Source organism: Chryseotalea sanaruensis (assembly GCF_003990915.1).
Classification (GTDB): Bacteria; Bacteroidota; Bacteroidia; order Cytophagales; family Cyclobacteriaceae; genus Chryseotalea; species Chryseotalea sanaruensis.
In genome coordinates this window covers 164,948-187,076 of the sequence record NZ_BHXQ01000001.1, presented here as the reverse complement: position 1 = coordinate 187,076, position 22,129 = coordinate 164,948, and the positions used below count along the sequence as shown (strand labels likewise).

The 22,129-nt window shown below is 37.7% G+C and carries 18 protein-coding genes; 9 read left to right on the top strand and 9 right to left on the bottom strand.

What is annotated here, in order from left to right:
- Positions 1-466: 466 nt before the first annotated feature.
- The gene (locus SanaruYs_RS00665; protein ID WP_127120586.1) at positions 467-2,329 is read right to left on the bottom strand and encodes a T9SS type A sorting domain-containing protein; all 1,863 of its coding nucleotides are present in this window, start codon (positions 2,327-2,329) and stop codon (positions 467-469) included.
- A gap of 290 nt (positions 2,330-2,619) precedes the next feature.
- Positions 2,620-3,360, bottom strand: a complete 741-nt coding sequence (locus SanaruYs_RS00660; RefSeq protein WP_127120585.1) for a hypothetical protein — start codon at positions 3,358-3,360, stop codon at positions 2,620-2,622.
- A 243-nt stretch (positions 3,361-3,603) separates the two neighbouring features.
- Here SanaruYs_RS00660 and SanaruYs_RS00655 point away from each other — a divergent pair, with 243 nt between their 5' ends.
- From SanaruYs_RS00655 to SanaruYs_RS00635, 5 genes are read left to right on the top strand one after another with little or no spacing between them, the layout of a single operon-like run.
- Positions 3,604-4,140, top strand: coding sequence for an RNA polymerase sigma factor (locus tag SanaruYs_RS00655; RefSeq protein WP_127120584.1), 537 nt, complete (start codon positions 3,604-3,606; stop codon positions 4,138-4,140).
- A 38-nt stretch (positions 4,141-4,178) separates the two neighbouring features.
- Positions 4,179-4,604, top strand: a complete 426-nt coding sequence (locus SanaruYs_RS00650; protein WP_127120583.1) for a hypothetical protein — start codon at positions 4,179-4,181, stop codon at positions 4,602-4,604.
- 3 nt (positions 4,605-4,607) lie between these two features.
- A complete protein-coding gene (locus SanaruYs_RS00645) occupies positions 4,608-5,105 on the top strand; it encodes a hypothetical protein (RefSeq protein WP_127120582.1) in 498 nt (165 codons plus the stop codon).
- Between the two features lie 18 nt (positions 5,106-5,123).
- Positions 5,124-6,080, top strand: coding sequence for a hypothetical protein (locus SanaruYs_RS00640; protein ID WP_127120581.1), 957 nt, complete (start codon positions 5,124-5,126; stop codon positions 6,078-6,080).
- A gap of 43 nt (positions 6,081-6,123) precedes the next feature.
- Positions 6,124-7,986, top strand: a complete 1,863-nt coding sequence (locus SanaruYs_RS00635; protein ID WP_127120580.1) for a M1 family metallopeptidase — start codon at positions 6,124-6,126, stop codon at positions 7,984-7,986.
- Positions 7,987-8,125: 139 nt separating this feature from the next.
- Here SanaruYs_RS00635 and SanaruYs_RS00630 read toward each other — a convergent pair whose 3' ends face one another.
- The 4 genes from SanaruYs_RS00630 to SanaruYs_RS00615 all read right to left on the bottom strand — a co-directional run bounded on the left by SanaruYs_RS00630 (position 8,126) and on the right by SanaruYs_RS00615 (position 13,193).
- Positions 8,126-8,815, bottom strand: coding sequence for a response regulator transcription factor (locus tag SanaruYs_RS00630; protein WP_127120579.1), 690 nt, complete (start codon positions 8,813-8,815; stop codon positions 8,126-8,128).
- 107 nt (positions 8,816-8,922) lie between these two features.
- The gene (locus tag SanaruYs_RS00625; RefSeq protein WP_127120578.1) at positions 8,923-9,915 is read right to left on the bottom strand and encodes a glycosyltransferase family protein; all 993 of its coding nucleotides are present in this window, start codon (positions 9,913-9,915) and stop codon (positions 8,923-8,925) included.
- The gene (locus SanaruYs_RS00620) at positions 9,912-10,769 is read right to left on the bottom strand and encodes a UDP-2,3-diacylglucosamine diphosphatase (protein WP_127120577.1); all 858 of its coding nucleotides are present in this window, start codon (positions 10,767-10,769) and stop codon (positions 9,912-9,914) included. The genes SanaruYs_RS00625 and SanaruYs_RS00620 overlap by 4 nt, the downstream gene beginning before the upstream one ends.
- A 330-nt stretch (positions 10,770-11,099) precedes the next feature.
- Entirely contained in the window at positions 11,100-13,193 is a 2,094-nt protein-coding gene (locus tag SanaruYs_RS00615) for an alpha-ketoacid dehydrogenase subunit alpha/beta (protein ID WP_127120576.1), read from the bottom strand.
- Between the two features lie 118 nt (positions 13,194-13,311).
- On the opposite strand from SanaruYs_RS00615, the gene hemF reads away from it, so the two are divergent.
- The 3 genes from hemF to SanaruYs_RS00600 all read left to right on the top strand — a co-directional run bounded on the left by hemF (position 13,312) and on the right by SanaruYs_RS00600 (position 17,230).
- The gene (gene hemF / locus SanaruYs_RS00610) at positions 13,312-14,211 is read left to right on the top strand and encodes an oxygen-dependent coproporphyrinogen oxidase (protein WP_127120575.1); all 900 of its coding nucleotides are present in this window, start codon (positions 13,312-13,314) and stop codon (positions 14,209-14,211) included.
- A gap of 90 nt (positions 14,212-14,301) precedes the next feature.
- On the top strand, positions 14,302-15,699 hold the full coding sequence (locus SanaruYs_RS00605) for a sensor histidine kinase (RefSeq protein WP_160118554.1): 1,398 nt from the start codon (positions 14,302-14,304) through the stop codon (positions 15,697-15,699).
- A 67-nt stretch (positions 15,700-15,766) separates the two neighbouring features.
- Positions 15,767-17,230: a LamG domain-containing protein gene (locus tag SanaruYs_RS00600; protein WP_127120573.1), complete on the top strand. Its 1,464-nt coding sequence runs from the start codon at positions 15,767-15,769 to the stop codon at positions 17,228-17,230.
- Between the two features lie 126 nt (positions 17,231-17,356).
- On the opposite strand, the gene SanaruYs_RS00595 is transcribed toward SanaruYs_RS00600, so the two are convergent.
- From SanaruYs_RS00595 to SanaruYs_RS00585, 3 genes are read right to left on the bottom strand one after another with little or no spacing between them, the layout of a single operon-like run.
- Positions 17,357-18,481 carry a glycosyltransferase gene (locus SanaruYs_RS00595; protein WP_160118553.1) on the bottom strand — a complete coding sequence of 375 codons (1,125 nt, stop codon included), beginning with the start codon at positions 18,479-18,481 and terminating at the stop codon, positions 17,357-17,359.
- A 40-nt stretch (positions 18,482-18,521) separates the two neighbouring features.
- Entirely contained in the window at positions 18,522-19,427 is a 906-nt protein-coding gene (locus SanaruYs_RS00590) for an FkbM family methyltransferase (protein WP_127120571.1), read from the bottom strand.
- Positions 19,424-20,884 carry a lipopolysaccharide biosynthesis protein gene (locus SanaruYs_RS00585; protein ID WP_127120570.1) on the bottom strand — a complete coding sequence of 487 codons (1,461 nt, stop codon included), beginning with the start codon at positions 20,882-20,884 and terminating at the stop codon, positions 19,424-19,426. Before SanaruYs_RS00585 ends, SanaruYs_RS00590 begins: the two co-directional genes overlap by 4 nt.
- Positions 20,885-20,963: 79 nt before the next feature.
- Between SanaruYs_RS00585 and SanaruYs_RS00580 the strand changes: the two genes are divergently transcribed.
- Positions 20,964-22,118 carry a glycosyltransferase family protein gene (locus tag SanaruYs_RS00580; protein WP_127120569.1) on the top strand — a complete coding sequence of 385 codons (1,155 nt, stop codon included), beginning with the start codon at positions 20,964-20,966 and terminating at the stop codon, positions 22,116-22,118.
- The last annotated feature ends 11 nt before the right edge of the window (positions 22,119-22,129 follow it).

The following is a 22,129-nucleotide window of genomic DNA, read 5'->3' as shown; positions in this document are numbered from 1 at the left end:
AGTCGACAGAAGGAGCGTGTTATTACATGGCATGCAAAATATGATAGGCAATTGTATACAAGTCTTTTTCAGTTTTATGTCATCCTCTGGCTCACAACTACACAAACCAACATCTTTTCAAAATGTTTTCAATTGATCTCTATTGAAGGAAGATATGCTTGATCAAAAGACTTGTGGATAATGGTTATTATTTTAACCCTATCACTACCAACTAATCTCCCCAGACTATTGACGAGCGATGTGCGAAAGCACAAGGCAATTTTTTGCAATATTATTAATGCTTGTCCTCCGCCTTGGTTCGTGTCCTCACGAACCAACATATTATTAAATAAAAAATCAAACTCATTACGAAAATCTTTAATAATGAGATTCCTTTTCCACTCATTAATGATAGTTATCCAAAAGTATAACTCACCATTTTCGATATACGACTAACGTTTATACTCAAATATACTTTTGTCCATGTTCAATCACTTTGAATTGAAATCTTTCTAACCAAAATCTTGTCAGCAAAATAAATATATACCAGATACATCCCCTCCAGTAAATCATTAACCTGCACAATATCTTGTGTAGTAGTTTTAATCAACCGCATCTGACTATCATAAATTTCTACATGATCAAATTCGTCACCTTGAATTGTAATAAAACTACTGGCCGGATTGGGAAACAAAGCAACCTCATCTGATCTATCTCTGTCCACTTTCTCAATTTTAAGATCTGTCGAAGTATCATCAAAATCCACTTGCCTTAACTTATAATAGGTTCGTCCGTTGTGGTGTCTGTCATCATATTGTACAACATATGTATTCAATTCATTTGAAGTACCTGTAGCACTTGTTTCTATGATCGGTTGCCAATTAAACGCGTCCTTTGATTCAAGGATTTCGAAGTAATCGTTATTTAACTCGCTAGCAGTAGTCCAGGCAAACTCCAATATGTCAGCATTAACTATACTTACCTTGAAATTCAATAGTGATACTGGTAATGGTGTTTCACTAATGTTGCTGGAACCGAAAGTAAAATGGCTGCCATTACTTATTGATGTTACGTTTTGAAATTGATAATTGTTATTGCTGAGATCGTAAGCTCCTGTAATAGGTGTCTCATCTGAAAATAAGCCATCCTGATCTGAGTCAATTAAAAGTACTAAGTCACTGACTGTAATTGAACCAAGATTTGAAAGCTGAAAAGCTATGTTAAGGTTTCCAATATCAACGGCATCGCCTTCACTATTAACTTCGCTTGTAAACCAAACTCGACTAGATCTGGCTTCAACACCATCAGGAATATCACTGGTTTCCATTGCACTTAAACCATCGTTATTATGCCCCCAAAACAAAAATTCGTTTACATCAATACTTGTTGCTTCAATACTTACAATACCTGTGCCCTGTGTTACTAATCTTACTGTAGATGCATCAATCCTGCCGATGCCCGCTACATCGTAGTCAAAACCACTAACGTCTCCTGCATACAAATCATTACTTGTTAAAGCTATATCATATTTAGCTGAAAGGTAGTTTTCAATGATGGGCAAGTCTAACTCATCAAGTGCTTCATTGAATACAATAATCTCAGCTATATATCCATTAAACCAGAATGGAAATACAGCATTAGGCGAACCACCTGCACCAATAGTAAAGAGATTAAATGCTCCCGGATTGTGATTTGATGTAAAGGTTCTTTCAAGTTGCCCGTTTACCCGCACCTCCGTACCATTAATTACATCTTCTCTAAATACAACTGAGCTTATTACCCAATTCTCAACTGAAAATAAACCTGGTACTACTGTTGAAGGATGTGTTGCATCAACAGGATCAAACCCTGGCCCTACAAAATTTGAAGTTCTTGGCGGGTTAAAAGCATTGTCAGTAATATAACGACCCTCCCAGCCTGATTGGTAGTCGCCCCAAACACTACCAGCATATACAATATTTGGTCTATACACAGCACATACCGTTAAGTTAGGATACGATGCGGCATTAATAAAGATGTCCGTTAGTATTTGTTGATCTATACCATTAAAACTTATGGCTGTTCTCTGGTTAACAAAATTTTCAGCCACTGTTGGATTGCCCAGTATAGCGTGTTGCACATTATTTCCTGACAGATCAGAAATCTGTGTAAGGTTTACTCCTACCACATCGGTTTGCCGATTAGCATCTATCCAATAAATAAGATTTGAACTTCCATCATTATTACCGACTCCACCCGGTCCCCGCTGTGCAGAAGCACTGAGAAAAGAAAAAATTAGCGTACCAATCAGTAAGGAAAGGTTGCAATGTTGACTGCTACATGTTGAAGAAGGGCACATCACTGACATCATTACTATCAGAATTCAGCTTATCTGACAGGCCCTGAAAAGTTAACAGCATTGACTTCTTGATGCAATTGCAGAACTATGAGGGCAAAAACTGTCTCTGAAATTCTGTATAAAAGTATCAGGAGTAGACCCTAAAAAACGTTTTAAAAAGTTCAAATAAAATCTTAAAAAGACTATCCATAATTTACAAATTACCCGCTTAACATATTAAAGGTTGTTTTGTGTTAATGGTGTGCCACTGGATCGATCTGGCTCAGCGGTGTACTTCTTCTGTGTAATCTCTAGTTCTTCATTTAGTTAAGACTTTTGTTTGCTTCAATAAATGCTTTCATAATTTCAGGAACTCTCTGCTTGAAGCTCATTTCGCTTAACATTTCATCGCTTAAACTTTCATCCTCAGTATAGATAATATTAGTTGATATCAATATATCTTCAATAGTCGTCAATTTGAATAGTGATTTGTTTTTTGAGATGTAGTAAGTTGTTGGGTATTCTGTGTTTCGTACACCAAATATTAATTCTCCATACCCCGCTTTTAGCGGAACAATATCTTTTTCGGAAAAGTAAACCACACTTATGTTTTGATTAATCTCTAAAGGGCCATAAGTTTCGGGATCCTTATCAAGCAGCAGCTTACTAACATCTTTGAAGTCATCGTTCTTTACAATTAGAATAAACTCTACGTCATCTTTGTATTGATCCACTAAATCATTTAAGTGTTTCAACTCTTTTTTACATTGTTCTATTTTTCTAGAAAATGTTTGAAGGTATATTGGCTTAGTTATAGAATCAGTATTAATGGTGCTCCCATTTTTATCTTTAAAGGTAAAACCACCAATAAATTCGTTTTTCAATTTTTCATCCAGACAATCGCTTACAGGATTCTCAAAAAATGCAATCTTACCAGTGCTTAAAAATCTATCTCTGCCTTCATTAAGACATGCTGTTATTTTTTTAGAATAAGTCGGTTCATTAGTACAAGCTCCTATCAGGAGTGTAACAGGAAGTATCAATCTAATTAAGTTTTTTTTCATTATTTGGTAATGAATTATAGCTATTACTTTATGTTTCATTTTACCTGCTATTCAATACAAAAGAAATAGTGGAAAAGAATTAGCGGCTTTGGCCAGGAGAAGGTTCTATATACTCTGTACATATGTTCCAAACAGTTCAACCCCTATAAAAGCACTATCTTATAAACTTAAAAAAATATTTTTCAACCTGATTTAAACCTTTACAATAAAAATCTATCTAAATTCCAAAGAACAAAACAAGTCTTGGAAGACCGCGAACTACTCATTAAGATTCGGCAACCCGAAACCCGGAACTATGGCTTTAATATGCTGGTACGCACCTACCAGCAGCGGGTGTATACGCACGTGCGTAAAATGGTAATCGACCATGATGATGCCGATGACATTACCCAAGAGATCTTCATTAAAATACATAAGCATATTGATGGCTTTCGCGAAGATGCTCAACTATTTACCTGGATCTACAGAATTGCAACCAACGAATGCCTGACTTTTTTACAAAAGAAAAAAAGACGCTTCTTTCTACCTATCGGTGATCTGGCTGGCGAGCTGAGCGCCAAACTGGATGCCAACCCAGGACTTTCCGGTGACGAAATTCAGCTTAAACTACAGAAAGCACTCTTACAATTGCCTGATAAACAGCGGCTAGTTTTTAACATGAAATATTTCGAAGACCTTACTTATGAACAAATTGCAGATATAACAAAGACAAGTGTAGGGGCTTTAAAAGCGAGTTATCACTATGCAGTGAAAAAAATTGAAGAATTAATCATCATCTAATTAAACCCTGACTCCTCAAACCTATCTAACACCTGAAGATGAAGAAACTCGAAGACATACCCAAAAAAGATCACTTTAGCGCTCCTGAGGGCTATTTTGAGACACTTCCGGGTAGAATTAGTGCCCGAATTGAGCAGAAACCAGCTTTAATGGAAAGATCTGTTTTCCGTTATACACTACAATATACCTTACCCGTACTAGTTCTTTGTGTTTTAGGTGTGGTCTGGTTCTCGCAACCCGCTGCCGATACCAATAATACGGATGACTTATTCGCTACCATAGAAACTTCTGCTCTTATTGAATTTTTGGCCGATGCAGAAACTACCTCTTATGAAGATTTTTTAAATGAGATGAACCCTAGTCTTGCAGAAGCTGACAGTTTGGAAAATGTAGTTTACGGTTTATCATTTCCGGGTGATGAGATGGAAGATCTTTTAGATGAAATTGAAATAAATAATTTGTAACGCATGAAAAAGATATTAGCTCTTAGTTTTGTTTTATTTTCTCTGGCAGGCTACAGCAGCTTTGCGCAAGATGAGGAAGCATTACCACCAGATCCTGCCGCGAGGGAGAAAATTAATGCAGCCCGTGTTGCCTATATAACAGAAAGGTTGGCGCTAACACCAGCCGAAGCAGAGAAATTCTGGCCGCTTTACAGGGAGTTTACTGAAAAGCAGCGCACACTCAAGCACCAATTCAATCAGGCAAGAAAAGAAGGCAAACCAGCCGATGAGTTGCTTGATCTTGAATACAAATTGAAACAGCAAAACCTTGATCTTGAAAAAGAATATTCAGGAAAGATAAGACAAACCATTTCTCCGGAAAAACTTATGGGACTGCGCAGGGCGGAGGAAGATTTTCGTAAACTTATTTTACACCAGGTGCAACAACGACAAATGCAGCAGCAGCGAAGAGAATTGCAACGTGACCGTATGCAGCAAAGGCAACAACAACGCAATAACTAAAACCGTTTTGTCAATGGCATGAAAAGCCTTCGGCTTCTACTTTTAACCATCATATTATCAACGTCTTCTGCTGTAAATGCACAGGATGTTGATTCTTTATTACTTGGCGATGATCTTGACTTTCTGATCAACGGTGATTCACTTTCTGTATTTTCGCTCATCGATAGCCTATTAAGTTTGAATGCCAATCCTCACTCACAATTAGCTTTCAGATTAGGTTATAACAGTAATGTAATTGCAGCCGGAAGAACACTTGGTATTCAGAATTTTGGACTGACACCCGGCATTTCTTACTATCACAAATCCGGACTTTTTGCAGACGTATCCGGTTTCTGGAGTAATGACTTTGATCCCTCCTACTACCTCACTATTGCTTCGGTCGGTTATTCACCAATCATCTCCAAAAAGTTTAGTATGATGGCTACTTACGATCGCTATTTTTACAATACAAACACTGAAGACGCATACATACCTTATAAAAACGCGGCTTCACTCAACACTAGTTTTGATTATCGTTGGTTGAATACCGGTTTGACGTATTCACTTTATTTTGGTGATAAAAGTGTTCAACGCATTATGCCCTCAATTGGCGCTACATTCGAAATCAAGAAAAAAGCACTGATCAAACGCATTGCTATATTACCTGCTTTCTATCTTCTTTTAGGGGATGAAATATTTTATAGCACAGAAGTATTAATTCCGCAAACAAGACAAGAGGCTTTATACAACTTTAGAACTTATGGTAAAGTGTTTCCCACTATTGTAACAGAGACCAGGGAGTCCGGATTAATGAATTACTCCTTTACCCTTCCTGTAAGCATCTCCATAGGAAAAACCAATCTGCTGCTTACGTATGTTTATAGCATACCCAAAGCTTTACCCAGCGAAACACTCACTTTTTCAGAAAGCAGCTTCATTACAGCCTCCTTTAGCTGGTTGCCAGCGTTTAAGTCGCGTAAAAGCCCTTGGCAATAAGCCTTTCTTTCAATATACTTACAGCTAATAAACTGTTATTAGCATGTATTACAAGTCAATTATTACCTTTTGCTTATTAGGTGTGCTATTTACCGCACAAGGCCAAGACTACCGATGGCAACAACGCGCTGAATACAGCATGGATGTAAAACTCGATGTATCTACGCATAAAGTGAAGGGCACTCAAAAACTAGTGTATAACAATAATTCTAAAGACACCCTTACAAAAGTATATTATCATTTATTTTTCAATGCTTTTCAGCCGGGTAGCATGATGGATGTACGCTCAAGAAATATTACAGATCCGGATGCACGTGTGGGTGATAGAATATCCAAACTAAGCGAAAGCGAGATTGGATATCAGCATATTGAATCGCTTAAGCAAGATGGTAAGGACATTACCTGGAATATAGAAGGTACTGTAATGGAAGTAACCCTCGCTAAACCCTTGTTGCCGAACAGCAAAACAACTTTCGATATGAAGTTTGAAGCACAAGTGCCGGTTCAAATAAGAAGATCGGGGCGCAACAGCAAAGAGGATATTGCTTACTCTATGACGCAGTGGTACCCAAAACTAGCTGAATATGATTTTAAAGGATGGCACGCTTATCAATATGTAGCCAGAGAATTTCAAGGTGTGTGGGGAGATTTTGATGTTAAGATTACAATAGACCCCAAATTTGTAATTGGTGGAACTGGTGTATTACAAAATGCTGATAAGATCGGACATGGTTATGAAAGTGCTGGCAGTAAAGTAAGTCGCCCTTCCGGTGATTTAACCTGGCACTTTGTTGCCAAAAACGTGATTGACTTTGCCTTCGCTGCTGATCCTGAATACGTACACGAAACTGCACAAGTACCCAACGGACCAATGCTTCATTTCTTTTATCAGCCTGGTGAAAAAACAACGAACAATTGGAGGGAACTAAAGAACTATAGTGTTAAACACTTTGAGTTCATGAATAAAACGTTTGGCAAGTACCCTTACGAAACGTATTCCATTATTCAAGGTGGCGATGGTGGTATGGAATACCCTATGTGTACACTTATAACTGGTGAGAGAAGTATTGGTAGTCTTGTGGGTGTTATGGCGCACGAAGTTTCACACAGTTGGTACCAGGGTGTGTTGGCTTCTAATGAAGCATTATACCCATGGATGGATGAAGGCTTCACAGACTTCTCTTCCAATGAATCAATGACTGCTATGTTTAACCAAGATAAAAACAAAGCGCATGATGGTAGTTACAGGGGTTATTTTGCTTTAGTTAACAGCGGTTTACAGGAACCCATCAGTCAACATTCGGATCATTATAATACCAATAGAGCCTACGGTACAGCTGCTTATTCAATGGGCACTGTATTTCTTCACCAATTAAAATATGTAATGGGAGAAGAAGTTTTCTATAAAGCTATGCGCAGATATTACAACACCTGGAAGTTTAAACATCCTGAACCAAATGATTTCATTCGTGTGATGGAAAAAACAAGTGGTCTGCATTTAAGCTGGTACATGAACTACTGGGTTAATACAACCAAACGCATTGACTATGGAATTAAAAGTGTAATTGAAAAAGAAGGTAGCACTTTGGTCACTTTAGAGAGATTGGGTGATTTCCCTATGCCGATTGATTTAGTGGTTACTTATAAAGATGGCAGCAAAGAAATGCTATACATTCCATTGAACGAATTATTGGGTAAAAAGATAAATGAGAACACTGGTATTGCCAGAACGGATTTGGAAGCATGGCCTTGGGTCTACCCTACTTATACTGCCAAGCTTAGCAAAAAGGCAAGCGAGATTGATACTATTGAGATTGATCCATCAATGAGAATGGCAGATGTGGATAAAAAGAATAATAAAGTTGAGGTGAGTAAGCTGAAGTCTTTTGAAGACCCTACGAGATAGATCGTGGTTAGAAAATAGATGATCGAGGTCAGAGACTCGATGTTAGCGGTCAATTTCAAACAAAAACCGCTTCGTAATTGAAGCGGTTTTTGTTTTTAAGTACCCATGGTTTTCCAGAATATTCTTCCCAATCAATCCCTTAGGTTAGTGAAAGGTAAAAATGCTTATCGATGGTTTGTTCAAGAATATGGTGACCGATCTTTTTTCTCAGGTTTTTAATGTAGGCCTCAATAGATTGTTCAACCAAATAAATTTCTGATCCCCAAATTGTTTGCAGCAAACTATCTATGCTAATTTGTTTACCCGGATTCTGTGCAAAAAAGAAAAGTAATTCAAACTCCGGTTTGCTCAACATCATTTCACGCTTGCCTATTTTAACTGATAACTTTTTGCGGTTTAAGGTAAGTGAGCCAACAGTAAGCTTCACAATACTTTTGCGAATTACAAAATGCTGTTTCAACACCGTGCTGACTTTATAGGTCAAGGCTCTTAAACCAACAATTTTTTCTATAAAGTCATCACCACCTGTATCCAAGGCTGCCTGCACAAAATAACTTTCCGAGCGGGCAGTCAAAAAGAATATATAGGTATCCTCAAAACCTTTACTGTTTCGTAAATACCGGCAGATTTCAATGCCATTGGGATGAGGCATCATGATGTCGAGAATAATTAAATCTGGTTGAAAAGACTTGGCTACTCGAATTGCTTTAGCGCTGTCGGATACTGTCTTTACCTTAAAGCCTTCCTTCTCGAGATTGTACTCCAGCAAGTCAAGTATATCCTGATCATCATCCACAACTAATATCCTGTACGCTTGCTTATCACCCATTAGAAAGAGTTTTAAGAAAGATACTGCATCAACTTTACCGCTTGATTATGTATGCTTTATACTGGTATTAAGATATGATGAAGTGCGTAAACGTGCGATAATGTTGCTTATAGGGACTTGCCAATACTAACGGCATCATTTACGGCCTGTTCGGTAATATCGGGATAATCAATATTTACTATAATATCGGATTCAATCCATTCAGCAATGGTCTCCAGTCTTTTTTTCTTGAGGTTCTTTAAAACGGGTACATTCAATTCTTTAAGCGCTGCTGCATTATAGTATTGCTCGTATTGATTCTTCATCGGTACCACCATTAGTTTTTTGTGCAGGTATAATGTTTCTGCGGGTGTTTCAAACCCTGCTCCGCACAATACGCCTTTGGCCGAAGTCATACTCGCCTCAAACTCTTCTTTATTAACCGGGTAAACAGAAAGCTTCCCTATGTGATAGGCCTTTTTTGTATGCTTTGAAAAAATATGCCATCGCACATAGGGTAATTTTGCCAAGAGTGGCACCAACTTACGATCATCATAGGCAGGAAGATACACTGTATAATGGTCGTGCATTGTGTTAATAGCTTTTCTTATACCTGACCGGATAACGGGTGTGTAAATATTACTATCAAACTGTGCAAAATGAAACCCGACATGCGCTTGTGCCGGTGCATAGTTTTTCAGTATCCAGTCACCAACTGGATCGTAATGTTTGGGCGAGGGTACTTTTGGAGAGAGTAAGGCCGACTGGTGACTTAAGGCGACACAAGGAATATTTTTTCGCCTGCAAGCCCAGGCAGAAATAGGCTCGAAATCATTGATTACCAAATCATACTTCTCTACAGGAAATTCTTTAATTTCTCTGTAAACATCTTTGGAGCTATTCTTACGAAATGTCTTCAACAAATCAACTCCACCACCTTTACCAAAATAAAAACTTAAGCCTTTTGATTTATATTTTACAGGATGATCTAACTTAATATCTGCCTGTGCCCCGCTAACAAATAAATCAAGTTTGCCATGCTTTTGCAGTTCGGGAATAATGTCTTCAGCCCTGGCCAGGTGACCATTGCCTGTGCCCTGAATTGCGTAGAGTATTTTCACTTTCGAACCGTTAAAAATTCATTAACAAGATCGCGGAATATCTCATCATTATCCAACTTATCCCGAAGTCTTTTAGGTAACTTAATTGTTTTGGCGTGTTCATCTTCAAAGTACCTGTAAATGCGCCACGCTACACCATCAAATTCAAGTGCCGTTAAGTTCTCCACCCAATCACCCGAGTTCAGGTAGAGCACTTCTCCCTTTTCTGTTTGTATATGCTTTATTTCAGGCTGATGAATGTGACCGCAAATCACATAATCGTACCCATTCTCTATGGCTATATCTGCGGCAGTAGTTTCAAAATTATTGATAAACTTAACAGCACTCTTCACGCTGTCTTTTACTTTTTTAGAAAGTGAAATTTTCTGCCTGCCAACCCTGGTTAATATCCAATTTACAAAGGTGTTTAAAACAATAAGTGTGTCGTAGCCTATTGCACCGAGTTTAGCCAGCCACTTAGAGTATTGCATGGTAATGTCAAACACATCACCATGAAAAACCCATGCGCGCTTCTGATTAAGTTTTAAAACTACTTTGTTATCTATTACAAAAGAACCAAGCTTAAAGCCCGCAAATTTGCGCAGCATTTCATCGTGGTTACCAGTTAGGTAAATGATTTTGGTATTCTTTGCTAACAGACCTGTAATATGTTTTACCACCTGCATGTGGGATTTTGGCCAGTAGCGTTTACTGAACTGCCACATATCAATTATGTCACCATTCAGAATAAGTTTTTTAGGTTTGATAGTTTTAAGATACTTAAGAAGCTCTTCTGCATGACAGCCATAGGTTCCTAGGTGTATATCAGATAACACCACTATTTCTACTTCGCGCTTTTTTTGTCTTTTAGCCATGCCATTATAAAAGGATTCCCCAAGGCCTCTCAACCCAGGGGAACCTAAACCTATGAAGAAGTAATACTCAAAAGTAATGTGCGAGTATTACCCGGGCATAGCCCACTTATTACGAAATTGTTATCAATAAACTGAACGGCTTTCATTTAGTTTTTCAATACAGCGGTTTTAAAAAAAACATTTCAGCGAATTAATTGAGCAGTCTTAAATCTGTAGCAAGGTACTTTACAAAGTTGGTCAGTTTTAAACCAAACACATTGTTATCGCCACTTTCGTAATCCTCCTATCAATATTCGTTGTAAACTATTATACAACCTAATAATGATAGTCCTAGTAAGTCAATAATTGTCCTAAAGCGTCCTTTACTTTATCTGCATTTGGCAGCATCATTTTTTCAAGCTCAACATTTAAAGGTATAGCTGGTAAATTGACTGCACCCAAAGTCCATACAGGTGCATCTAAATATTGAAAAAATTCCTTAGAGATTCTTCCTGCGAGTGATTCAGCAAATGAATTCATCAGTGGTTCTTCTGTAAGTACAAAAGCACGACTGTGTTTCTTTACTGAATCAGCAATGCATTCCCAGTCTATTGGGTTTAATGTTCTCAGGTCAATAATTTCAACCTGTCCAGGAAAAGATTTCGCAGCTTCTTTCGCCCAATACACGCCCATACCATATGTAATCACAACACACGATTCACCCGCTTCAATCTTCTCTTCACTAGCATGCTCAACTACTCTTGCTTTACCCAGCGGAATAATATAATCAGCGTCAGGTTCAATTGTTTTTGCTTCGAGCGTACCTGGTACTTTAGACCAATACAAGCCTTTATGCTCCAGCATTACTACCGGATTAGGATCATAAAAAGATGCTTTCATCAAGCCTTTCATATCAGCTGCATTAGAAGGATAAACTATTTTAATCCCTCTTATCGTTAGCAACGTGCTTTCAACGCTACCGCTATGGTAAGGACCACCGCCACCATAAGCACCAATAGGTACACGTATAACTGATTGAATAGGGAACTTACCTTTCGACAGGTAACAGCTTTTGGAGAGCTCCTCAACCAACTGGTTTATACCAGGCCATATATAATCGGCAAATTGTATTTCTACAATAGGCTTGGCACCAACGGCAGACATACCGGCTGTTGAACCAACAATATAGGCCTCTTGAATGGGTGTGTTGAAAACACGATCGTCTCCGTACTTCTGTGCCAGGGTTGCGGCTTCTCTGAATACTCCCCCTAGCCTTCTACCTACATCCTGACCATAGAATAATGCCTCCGGATGCTTCTTTAAAATTTCATCAACAGCATGCAATGCCGCATCCACCATCACCACCTTCTCACCTCCCTGCGGGCTTCGGTTACCACTTTCTTCAGTTACAGGTGTGTTTGCAAATTCATGCGAATCGAAATCATTAACGTCCGGATCTGCAGCGGCTACTGCTTTTAAATAATCACCGGCTACTATATCGGCAGCAGTTTGTTTTATCTCATCAAGTTGTTCTTCAGTCTCACCCTTTTCGAGGAGGTAAGCATGAAGCTTATCTAGCGGATCGAATTTTTGATGTTGCTCCAAATCTTCACGATACCATTCTTTGCGTACCCCTGAAGTATGATGCCCCAACAAAGGGCATTTTGCATGTACTAGAATTGGTGCACGTTTTTTACGTACATAGTCTATTGCTTTTTTTATACCCAGGTACGAATCTTCGAAATCAGAGCCATCAACAGCCATTCTTTCAAGGCCTTTAAATCCTTCTGCATATTCGTAAGCATCCATGGCCCGCATTTCCTTACCGGTAGCTGAAATTCCCCAATCATTGTCCTGAATAAGATAAATGATGGGTAGCTTCTTTAGTACTGCCATCTGAAAAGCCTCTGCCACCTCACCCTCGGTCACTGAGCCATCACCCAATGAACAAATTGTGACTGGAGGTTCTTCTGCTCTCAGTAAATCTTGTGATTCCAAGTAGGCGATACCATGCGCCATACCCGTAGCCGGAATGGCTTGCATGCCTGTAGCTGAACTTTGGTGCGGAATTAGTGGAAACCCTTCTCGTTTGAGTGATGGATGCCCATAGTAGGTTCTGCCACCTGAGAAAGGATCATCGCGCTTAGCCATGAGTTGTAACATCAACTCGTAGGGCTGCAATCCCATGCCCAATAACATAGATTCATCGCGGTAGTATAGCGAGGCATAATCGAAAGGCTTAAGTTGCAGACCTGCAGCTAATTGTATGGCCTCATGACCTCGAGAGGTACTGTGTACATATTTACTGCAAACTTCACGGTTCTCATCGTAGGTCTCCGCCATACGCTTAGCAGTATGCATTAATTCATAAGCTTTGAGCAAAATTTTGCGCTCAATTGGGGATTTCAATACTCGACTTTTCGCTTTTGACTGGGATATTTCCATCTCGCTTTCCTATCTTTTATTGAGACCTTAAAGATAAGTAAAACATCAAAATACCCTTTTAATTTTACAGGAATAGGTTACGGAAGTTGTGCTAATTTGCAGTGTTTTAATTAAGAATATGCCAGGCAGAGAAGAGATACACGATTGGTTCATTTCTTTACAACAATCTATTTGCGACCAATTAGAAAAAGCAGATGGTCAGGGTAAATTTATTAGTGACAAATGGGATAGACCAGGTGGTGGAGGTGGCGTTTCACGCATCATTACTAATGGTGCTGTTATTGAAAAAGGTGGAGTCAATTTTTCGGCCGTATGGGGCAAAGCACCTGAGCATACGTTAAAAATGCTTAAGCTAAACGAGACTTCGGCAGACTTTTTTGCAACGGGGGTTTCAATTGTTATTCATCCACATAGCCCGTTGGTACCCATCATTCACATGAATGTGCGCTATTTTGAAATGAGTACAGGTCAATATTGGTTCGGTGGTGGCATAGATCTAACCCCTCACTATGTAGTTGAGGAAGATGCACGCTATTTTCATACACAATTAAAACAGGCTTGCGACCTACATCACGAATCGTACTATGCCGATTTTAAAAAGTGGGCTGATGATTACTTCTACATTAAACACAGACAAGAGACGAGAGGTGTTGGCGGAATATTCTTTGATTACCTAACCGAGGACGAGAAGTTTACAAAGCAAGATCGTTTTGATTTTGTAAAATCTGTAGGAACAGCCTTTGCCCCTCTTTACACTTACTTTATGACCAAGAATAAAGCGTTGCCTTATGGTGAGAAAGAGAAGCAGTGGCAATATTTGAGAAGAGGACGATATGTTGAGTTTAATTTAGTATGGGACAGGGGTACCAAATTTGGTTTAGAGACTGATGGACGTACTGAATCAATTTTAATGAGTCTTCCCCCCCAGGCTAACTGGGCATATAGTCATCAACCAGAACCTGATAGCAACGAAGCCAAAACATTAAGTCTTTTGAAAAAAGGAATTAATTGGATTTAACTGAACAAGCCACTAACTTCCCTAATTGTTTGTATGGTAAGTCTTTGGCAGACCCTAAGCTACTGGGGTATTGAATCACATTATTCTTCAATGGAAAAAAGGACTATCCTGCTAAGCAATCGTGTTTGCCTGTTAATAGCCATTTTTACAAGCTTCCTCACCATTGTTTCATTCAGTTTTTTCGGTCTGATCAATTCTACCATGACCGGTTTTGCTTTTACACTGCTATTTCTTACACCACTTTTATTAAACAAAATTGGCCATACCGATGCCAGCCGTATCTTACTTGCAATCTTTCTCAGTATTGGTTCTCTTGTTATATCGGTATTAGATAAATTCAACTACCGCATACTGGAAGAAATGCAATACTTCGAGTTCCGGCTAACGCTGCTTACAGCTACAATTATTCCTTTCATTCTATTTGATCTTAGCGAGCGCAAACTCTGGATAAGCGCCCTAATCATCAATTTACTTTGCATTCTACTATATGATCCTATCCATGAATTCTTTGGTGTAGGTTATTACAATCTGGGGTTTGAAGGCCCCAATTACTATTTCATCAACTTTATTGTTGCTGCAACTTATCTGATCATTGCTGCCAGTACCTATTTTTTAAAATATAGCTTTGAGAAATCTGAACAGGAAAATGTTGACTTGATTAATCAGCTTTCAGGCAAGCAGGAAGAGCTTATGTTGGCCACTAGTCTCGTTGAAAAACACCGCGCGCAACTTGAAAAGGAGAATATTCAACTTAACAGTAGTTTGCTTCAGTCGAATGCAACACTAACTGAAATGAATCATGAACTAATAAGTCATAACAACAACCTGCAACAGTTTTCTTATACCATAAGCCATAACCTTAGGGGTCCAGTGGCTAGCTTGCAAGGTTTATTTAGTTTACTCAACCCAAAAGAACTAGGTGAAAATAATAAAGAACTCTTTGCGCATTTTAATAATTCTATAAAAGCATTAGATGGCACAATTAAAGATTTAAGTCACATTATTGAATTAAAGAATGATGTATCAAGCGTGCGCGATAAAGTGTCTTTACTAGCAGAACTGACACAAATAAAAACCTTACTACAGCGTGAGATTATAGAGCAGGAAGTAACTATTACTCATGAGTTTGGCCTAAGTGAATTTGAGAGTGTTAAACCAATGGTTCACAGCATATTGTATAACCTGATTAGTAATGCCATAAAGTATCGGTCGTACGAACGCCCTTTAGTCATTACCCTAAGGTCGCAAAGGATTGGCAAACAAATACAAATAGAAGTGCAGGATAATGGCTTAGGGATAGACTTAGTTCAGTATAAAGACAAACTCTTTGGTTTGTATAAAAGATTTCATACCCACACAGAAGGAAAAGGATTAGGGCTATTTTTAGTTAAGCTGCAAGCCGAAAGTTTAGGAGGCAGCATTAAAGTAAGCAGTAAACCTGGGGTTGGTAGTACGTTTACAATACTACTTGAGCCTAAAGATAATTAGATATTTTGCTAAACTTATTAAAACAATTACTTTTGAGTTACTAGTTGTCAGTACTTAACCTAAATGTATGCGTAATCTAAGAACCAAAACCTTTTTGCTTTTAGCACCACTATTTTTCATTATACTTTCATGTAATGATGAAGGAGCCAAACAAGGCACAATCACCTTTTCTTATACAAATAACTCAGCTGGAAATGCCCGTGTACAGGAAACTGCCAGTAAAATTCTTGTCAGTATCAAAAATAGTGGTGGCGAACTAATTAAGGATAAAGAAGAGATTAGTCTTTACAGCATTTCTGGAGAATACATCAGTGAACCCCTTGTTTTAGGAGTTGGAAACTATACCCTGGAAGAATTTATAGTACTTGATGCGTCTAACCAAGTCTTGTATGTGGCACCTAAAAGTGGTTCCTCGTTGGCTTATTTAGTTAACACTCCCCTTGCTATAGATTTCATAGTTCAAACCGATCAGGTTACGAATTTAAGTCCTGAGGTAATCAGTGCAGAAGGATTTGCCGGAGTTGATTTTGGATATACTACTTTTGGATTTAATGTTGTTGAAACTTTTTCTTTCTTATCATCAGCAATGATTTATAATGAAGTGGCGAAAACTTTTGATTTGACTGACCACACTTTAACGGTGATTGGTGAAGAAACAGATACCCTTTTTACCGGTGACAAACAAAATAATACAACTTTAACAACCATTCGTGATGGCTATTCAGGCTATCGAGTAGTGGTCAAAAAAGAAGGTTTCGAGACAAGCATAGCAGATTTTACTAGCGCTGAATTAAAAAATTATAAAAACACACCGCTCACAACTCTGTTATTTACTAGCACAGTAAACAACGCCATCCTTTTAGACGGTATTAATGATTATGTCGATTTAGGTAATATTTATGATGATTTAATATTGCCTGTCACAATATCAGTATGGGTTAATTTAGACGCTTCAAGTAATGGCAATATCGCCATCTTTGACAGTCAAGATAATCTAAACGTTTATAATGGAATAACACTCACCATGTCGCAACAACATATGGGAATTACCTATGGAGATGGTTTAGGAGGGAATAATTCAGCCTTTAGACGCGCCAAATCTGCACCCATTGATGATACAAGGGGACAATGGGTAAATTTGACAGCTATTATTCGTGGAGCAACCGATATGGATTTATTCTTGAACGGAGTAAACAAAGGGGGTGCCTATGAAGGAAGTTCAAACAATCCTATGAATTCCAATTCTCCTAGTGAAGTTGCTAAAATTGGTTCTTGGTTTAGTAACGATATAACTTACTACTTCAAGGGGCAGCTTGACGAATTAAGGATTTGGAACAGGGCATTAAGCGCTGTTGAAGTTGCAGACATTTATACAAAAAAGATAAGTGCTTCTCATCCGGGACTTATTGGCCATTGGTCTTTCAATGAAACACAGGGTAATGTCGTGTTAGATCAATCAACTAACGGATTCAATGGTGTAATTAATGGAGATGCTCAAAGAGTTACATCCGGCATACCTGCTTTAAATTAATATTCTGTCTTTTTATAATAAAAGGTCTGCACTAACTTTATCGTTGGTGTGGACCTTTTATTTTTAGAAGAAATACTAGTGTTCTGATATGTACGAATCTTAATCTCTCATCCACTGCCTCTGAATTTACTTTTCTAAGATAGACTCTTGATAGATCTCAGTTATTTGTCTTTTAAAATTCTCTTTGTCGTAATTTTCCTCAATGTAGGATCGGATTTCTTCGCTTTTATATTTTTCAAGATTGTGAGCCATTTTCTGAATCGCCAATTGCATAGCAAAGGCGCTATTTACCTCAACCATTAGACCATTAAAATCCTTAATAAAATCTTTAGGCCCTCCACTATTTGTTGCTATCACTGGTAAGCCTGATGCCATTGCCTCTATCATGGCTATTCCAAAACTTTCAAATCTACTTGCACTTACAAAAAAGTGAAGCTTATTCATAAACACAGGAATGCTTTCATAAGCAATGAATCCATAAAATTGACATTTAGATTCAATACCGTACTCTTTAGTCAAAGTTTTATAGTAATTCAAATAGCGACCAGATCCGCCTACGTGCAGTATGAAGTCAAGATCAAAATCTTTCAGTGCGTCTAATAATAAATCCAATCCCTTCTGATGGGTGTCGGAATCAAGACTTCCTAAAAATCCGATTTGCAAAGAATCATCTAGGTTGTTTTTTAAAGAAAAGCGCTTGACATCAATCATATTGGGTACAATGTCTACGCTCCTATTTATATTACCTTCAATTTCTTCAGCAGAGTGACTACTTACAGATAGCACTCGAGTTGCACGTTTCATAGAGAACAAAGTAAGAAACTTGTGTATAGGGCTTCTGAAGTTGTATTTAAAACGAGAGTAGTGCTCTGAAATTATAAAGGGAACTCCTAGTATTTTTGAAACGCAATACGACCAAAAACCACCAGGATAACCAATATTACCATGAACGATTTGTGGATTAAATGCACGACCAATCTTATAAGAAACGTAAGCACTAATAATGAAATAATTTAGCTGATTTATAATTGGCAAAGATCTTGGAATCACTATTCTGAACTCTTTCAAATTTCCTGAGAGCGATTCAGTTACCGACCAAGAAAATAATCGAAATTTTGAGTAGTCAATTTTTGATGAAATCAAAAAAACACTATTTTCCTCAGCAACTGCCATCGCCTGCTCTTTTATAAAAATACCGTGGTTTGATACCTTGTTATCTGGATACCATGGCGTAAGGAAGAGTATTTTCATTGATCTAGTGCTTAGCATTAGAGAAATTAAGCATAATTACTTAGTCAATCTTGTTTGGCACAAATACACAATTAACCACCCCACTAATTTGTTCAACGACCGAAAGTCCACCCTTTTTATTTATACTGTATGCAGTGTAATTCAATTTGGAAAAGAATTCTAAAACAGTATTTAATTCATAACCAGCTGTGTTAAAAGTAATCTCGTTCATTTCAATTAGTATGTGTGGTCTAAACTTTAAAATTGCATTTTTCATACCATTAAGTACAGAAAGCTCCGCTCCTTCCACATCAATTTTGACAATATCCAAACGATTTAAAGCAAGGGTATTGTCCATATCATCAAAAACTTCTATTTGAATATCTTGTACGAAATGCCCTCTGTCGTTAGATGGATAGATAGTAGCTAGACCTTCATGAGCCATAGCTTGCGTCTCTTTGGCCATGTAGATTGGCATGGATGCAGCTGTTTGTCCCAATCCACAATTGAAACACCGTATGTTAGTAAACCCATTAAGCTTTATATTTATACCTAGTTGGTTAAAGAATGAATCCACAGGTTCGAATGCAAGTACTATTCCTTTTTTCAAGCGTTTAGCGGCAAATAAAGCATACTCACCCTGATTTGCTCCTACATCGACAAAAACCATATCGTGCTTTAAAAAGCGATGGAGGTAACGCCATTCATTAAATTCATGATACCCAATCCAAAAAAAAGCTGCACCCATTTTTTTTGTGATATCCAATTGCATCTTTAAGTCATCGTCAACATTGTCTACTAATTGAAGACTAGTAGACTGACTTTTCGTTATCCAACGCTTAAAAAACAACACGGATAGGAAAAAGATAATTTTCCGGAATTTTTCTAATAGTATAGGTTGGGGCTTTACCAGTTTGCTATTAGACGCGCGAAACCAATAAGCAAGAAGTATTTGAAATTTTGTCATTTAAGGATTTGAAATGGCTTAATGTACTTAAATTCATTTTTATAAATACCCATCAAAATAATGAGGCATGAAATAAAATAGCCCGCATGTCTTAAGTTTTGATCTACAGAGTTAAGTAAAAATTCACCTCCTATAAAAATTAACACAAGTAATAAAGGGGCTATCAATATTTTTAATTTATTAAAGTGAAAGTTAAACTTCTTTTTGATCTGATAGTGAAGCAATAAAACTTCAATTGCGGAACCAAACATACTAATCAGAATAATACCCACTAGGCCAAAATTACGTATAACAATTACTACTCCTGCCAGTTTTATAATGGTTGTTATTGTATAAATAACTGGCAAAGGCTTGGTATATTTTAAAACGCTGTAGGGAAAGCCAAAATAATTTCTCACAACTTTTATTAAGTACCATGCCGCGATATATGGAACTAGTGAGATCGAAAGTTTATATTCAGGCCTGTGAAAATGGTCAGCAAGCCACTCAATCAAATGAGGGATTATAAGAACTGAAATGCTAACAACAACCATTACTGCAGCTATTAGACCATGATAATAGCGGTTAATGTTTGTAGTGGTTGTCTTTAAGCTTTGAGACATTACTTCTTTAACAACTTTTGGGAAGAATGAACTATGGAGCCCATTCATAAAAAATTCTATAGCTATCAATGCTTTAAGTGCAAAATCATATACGCCTACTGATGTTAAAGGGATAAAATATAACATCAATACCCTGTCAAAATAATTAATAAGCCATTGCTGCAACTGATAGATGAAGGTGTAGAAGTTAAAACTAAAAGAGGCGGTCAATAGCCTGAAGTTGAATTGAATCTTATAGGCTTTGAAAATTCTGAATAATACCCAAACTGCTGCTAAGGCTAATGCGAGAAGTCTACCCCCTAATGGCCCCATCAATGTTTGAGGATAATACTGAAGTCCGGCTATTGTAAAAATTGCTATTCCCGAAAACACAAAAAGGTTTGCCCAAAAAAAGGTCTCTGGCTTTTCGCGGGTTTGAAGTAAATTACTATGCACTTTAAAGATTGCCTGACAAATACCCCCTAGCACAGCTAATTGACCATACGGATGAAAGGACAGATCTTTGTCACTGAAAAATCTGGCAAAAACCCAATCTCCTATTAATTCGAAGGAAATTAAAAGAATACCTCCAGATAGTAACATGAAAACAAAAGCAGAGCTTATAAAACTGGCAAGCTTTGGGGGATCTGATTTATACTCATGGTAATGAATGTAGAGAGAAGCATCAAAACTATAATTAACCAGTAATTGTATCAGTAGCGAAAACGCCATGTATATAGAAAGCGCTCCAAAATTTGCCATGGACAAATCGGCCATATAAAAGGGAATTAACAGAATAGCACTTGCCATAGGCAATGATCCTATCAATGTATAGATTAATGATCCCTTAATGAATGACCGACTAATTCGTACCATGTAACAGGCAAAAATAGTGTTTTAGATGGATAGGGAGGCATATGAAAAGGCTACTAAAACTTAATTATCTTCGCGTCAGATGAGAAAACAAGTTCTGGTGCTGGTTTTTAGTAACCTTAAGCACGATGCAAGAGTAATGCGTCAGGTTCAATTTTTAGCAAAGCACTATATGGTTTCATTAGTGGCCTTTAATGCAGATCCATTAGATCATGTTACGCTTTTCAAGATTAACCAAACAAAACTTACCCTTTTTCGCAAAGGTTTACTTAGCCTGGCTTTGGTATTCAGAATATATAAATTGGCCTACAAACTTTTTCATGATTATGAAAAGTATCTTCATTCCATTCTGGCTCATAAAGCCTTCGACCTGATTATAGCAAATGATGTGGATACCCTCCCCCTTGCCTTCAGTTTAAAGGGAAAAGCAAAAGTAATTTTTGATGCCCATGAATATGCACCACGTCATTTTGAAGATAAACTCATCTGGCGCTTATTTTTTCAACCATTTAACATGCACCTCTGTAAATTATATATTCGAAAAGTTGATGCAATGCTTACAGTGGGGCAAGGTTTATCAAATGAATACGAAAAAAACTTCAACATTAAACCTACCATTATTACCAATGCAGCCCGATATCATGAAGTAGAGCCTAGCCCAATGATTGGAAACAGAATCAGACTGATTCATCATGGCATCGCCAATGCCTCACGTAAATTGGAGCTAATGATTGACATGATGAAGTTGCTTGATGATCGTTTTACCCTAGATCTTATGCTGATAACTTCCAACTATGCTTCCGGGCAAACCAAAGCATATATTGAAACTTTAAAGTCAACAGCTTCACTGGATCCAAGAATAAGGATATTACCATCAGTTGCCAGTAAAGATGTAGTGAAAACGATCAATCAATATGACATGGGCGTATTCCTGTTACCCCCGATTAACTTCAACTACGCCAATACGCTACCAAATAAATTATTTGATTTTATTCAAGCGCGTTTAGCCATTGCCGTAGGGCCAACACCTGAAATGGCTAACATTGTTAATGAACACAAGTTAGGAGTTGTGTCAAAAGCTTTTACAGCTGCAAGTTTGGCAAATGAATTAAGTAATTTAAGTACTGAACAAATTAGGCTCTTTAAACAAAATGCTGTAAGCGCCTCAAAAATATTGAATGCAGAAGAGAATGAGAGAAAATTCAAGTTGGTGATTGATCATCTGATCAGCTCATAAACATTTTTATA

What these genes read in the sequence shown, in the direction of transcription:
- SanaruYs_RS00645 (WP_127120582.1), top strand. Translation starts at nt 4,608, where the DNA reads ATGAAAAAGATATTAGCTCTTAGTTTTGTTTTATTTTCTCTGGCAGGC.
- SanaruYs_RS00600 (WP_127120573.1), top strand. Translation starts at nt 15,767, where the DNA reads ATGCGTAATCTAAGAACCAAAACCTTTTTGCTTTTAGCACCACTATTT.
- SanaruYs_RS00620 (WP_127120577.1), bottom strand. Translation starts at nt 10,769, where the DNA reads ATGGCTAAAAGACAAAAAAAGCGCGAAGTAGAAATAGTGGTGTTATCT.
- SanaruYs_RS00590 (WP_127120571.1), bottom strand. Translation starts at nt 19,427, where the DNA reads ATGACAAAATTTCAAATACTTCTTGCTTATTGGTTTCGCGCGTCTAAT.
- SanaruYs_RS00665 (WP_127120586.1), bottom strand. Translation starts at nt 2,329, where the DNA reads ATGATGTCAGTGATGTGCCCTTCTTCAACATGTAGCAGTCAACATTGC.
- SanaruYs_RS00585 (WP_127120570.1), bottom strand. Translation starts at nt 20,884, where the DNA reads ATGGTACGAATTAGTCGGTCATTCATTAAGGGATCATTAATCTATACA.
- SanaruYs_RS00640 (WP_127120581.1), top strand. Translation starts at nt 5,124, where the DNA reads ATGAAAAGCCTTCGGCTTCTACTTTTAACCATCATATTATCAACGTCT.
- SanaruYs_RS00615 (WP_127120576.1), bottom strand. Translation starts at nt 13,193, where the DNA reads ATGGAAATATCCCAGTCAAAAGCGAAAAGTCGAGTATTGAAATCCCCA.
- SanaruYs_RS00630 (WP_127120579.1), bottom strand. Translation starts at nt 8,815, where the DNA reads ATGGGTGATAAGCAAGCGTACAGGATATTAGTTGTGGATGATGATCAG.
- hemF (WP_127120575.1), top strand. Translation starts at nt 13,312, where the DNA reads ATGCCAGGCAGAGAAGAGATACACGATTGGTTCATTTCTTTACAACAA.
- SanaruYs_RS00635 (WP_127120580.1), top strand. Translation starts at nt 6,124, where the DNA reads ATGTATTACAAGTCAATTATTACCTTTTGCTTATTAGGTGTGCTATTT.
- SanaruYs_RS00660 (WP_127120585.1), bottom strand. Translation starts at nt 3,360, where the DNA reads ATGAAAAAAAACTTAATTAGATTGATACTTCCTGTTACACTCCTGATA.
- SanaruYs_RS00595 (WP_160118553.1), bottom strand. Translation starts at nt 18,481, where the DNA reads ATGAAAATACTCTTCCTTACGCCATGGTATCCAGATAACAAGGTATCA.
- SanaruYs_RS00580 (WP_127120569.1), top strand. Translation starts at nt 20,964, where the DNA reads ATGAGAAAACAAGTTCTGGTGCTGGTTTTTAGTAACCTTAAGCACGAT.
- SanaruYs_RS00605 (WP_160118554.1), top strand. Translation starts at nt 14,302, where the DNA reads ATGGAAAAAAGGACTATCCTGCTAAGCAATCGTGTTTGCCTGTTAATA.
- SanaruYs_RS00650 (WP_127120583.1), top strand. Translation starts at nt 4,179, where the DNA reads ATGAAGAAACTCGAAGACATACCCAAAAAAGATCACTTTAGCGCTCCT.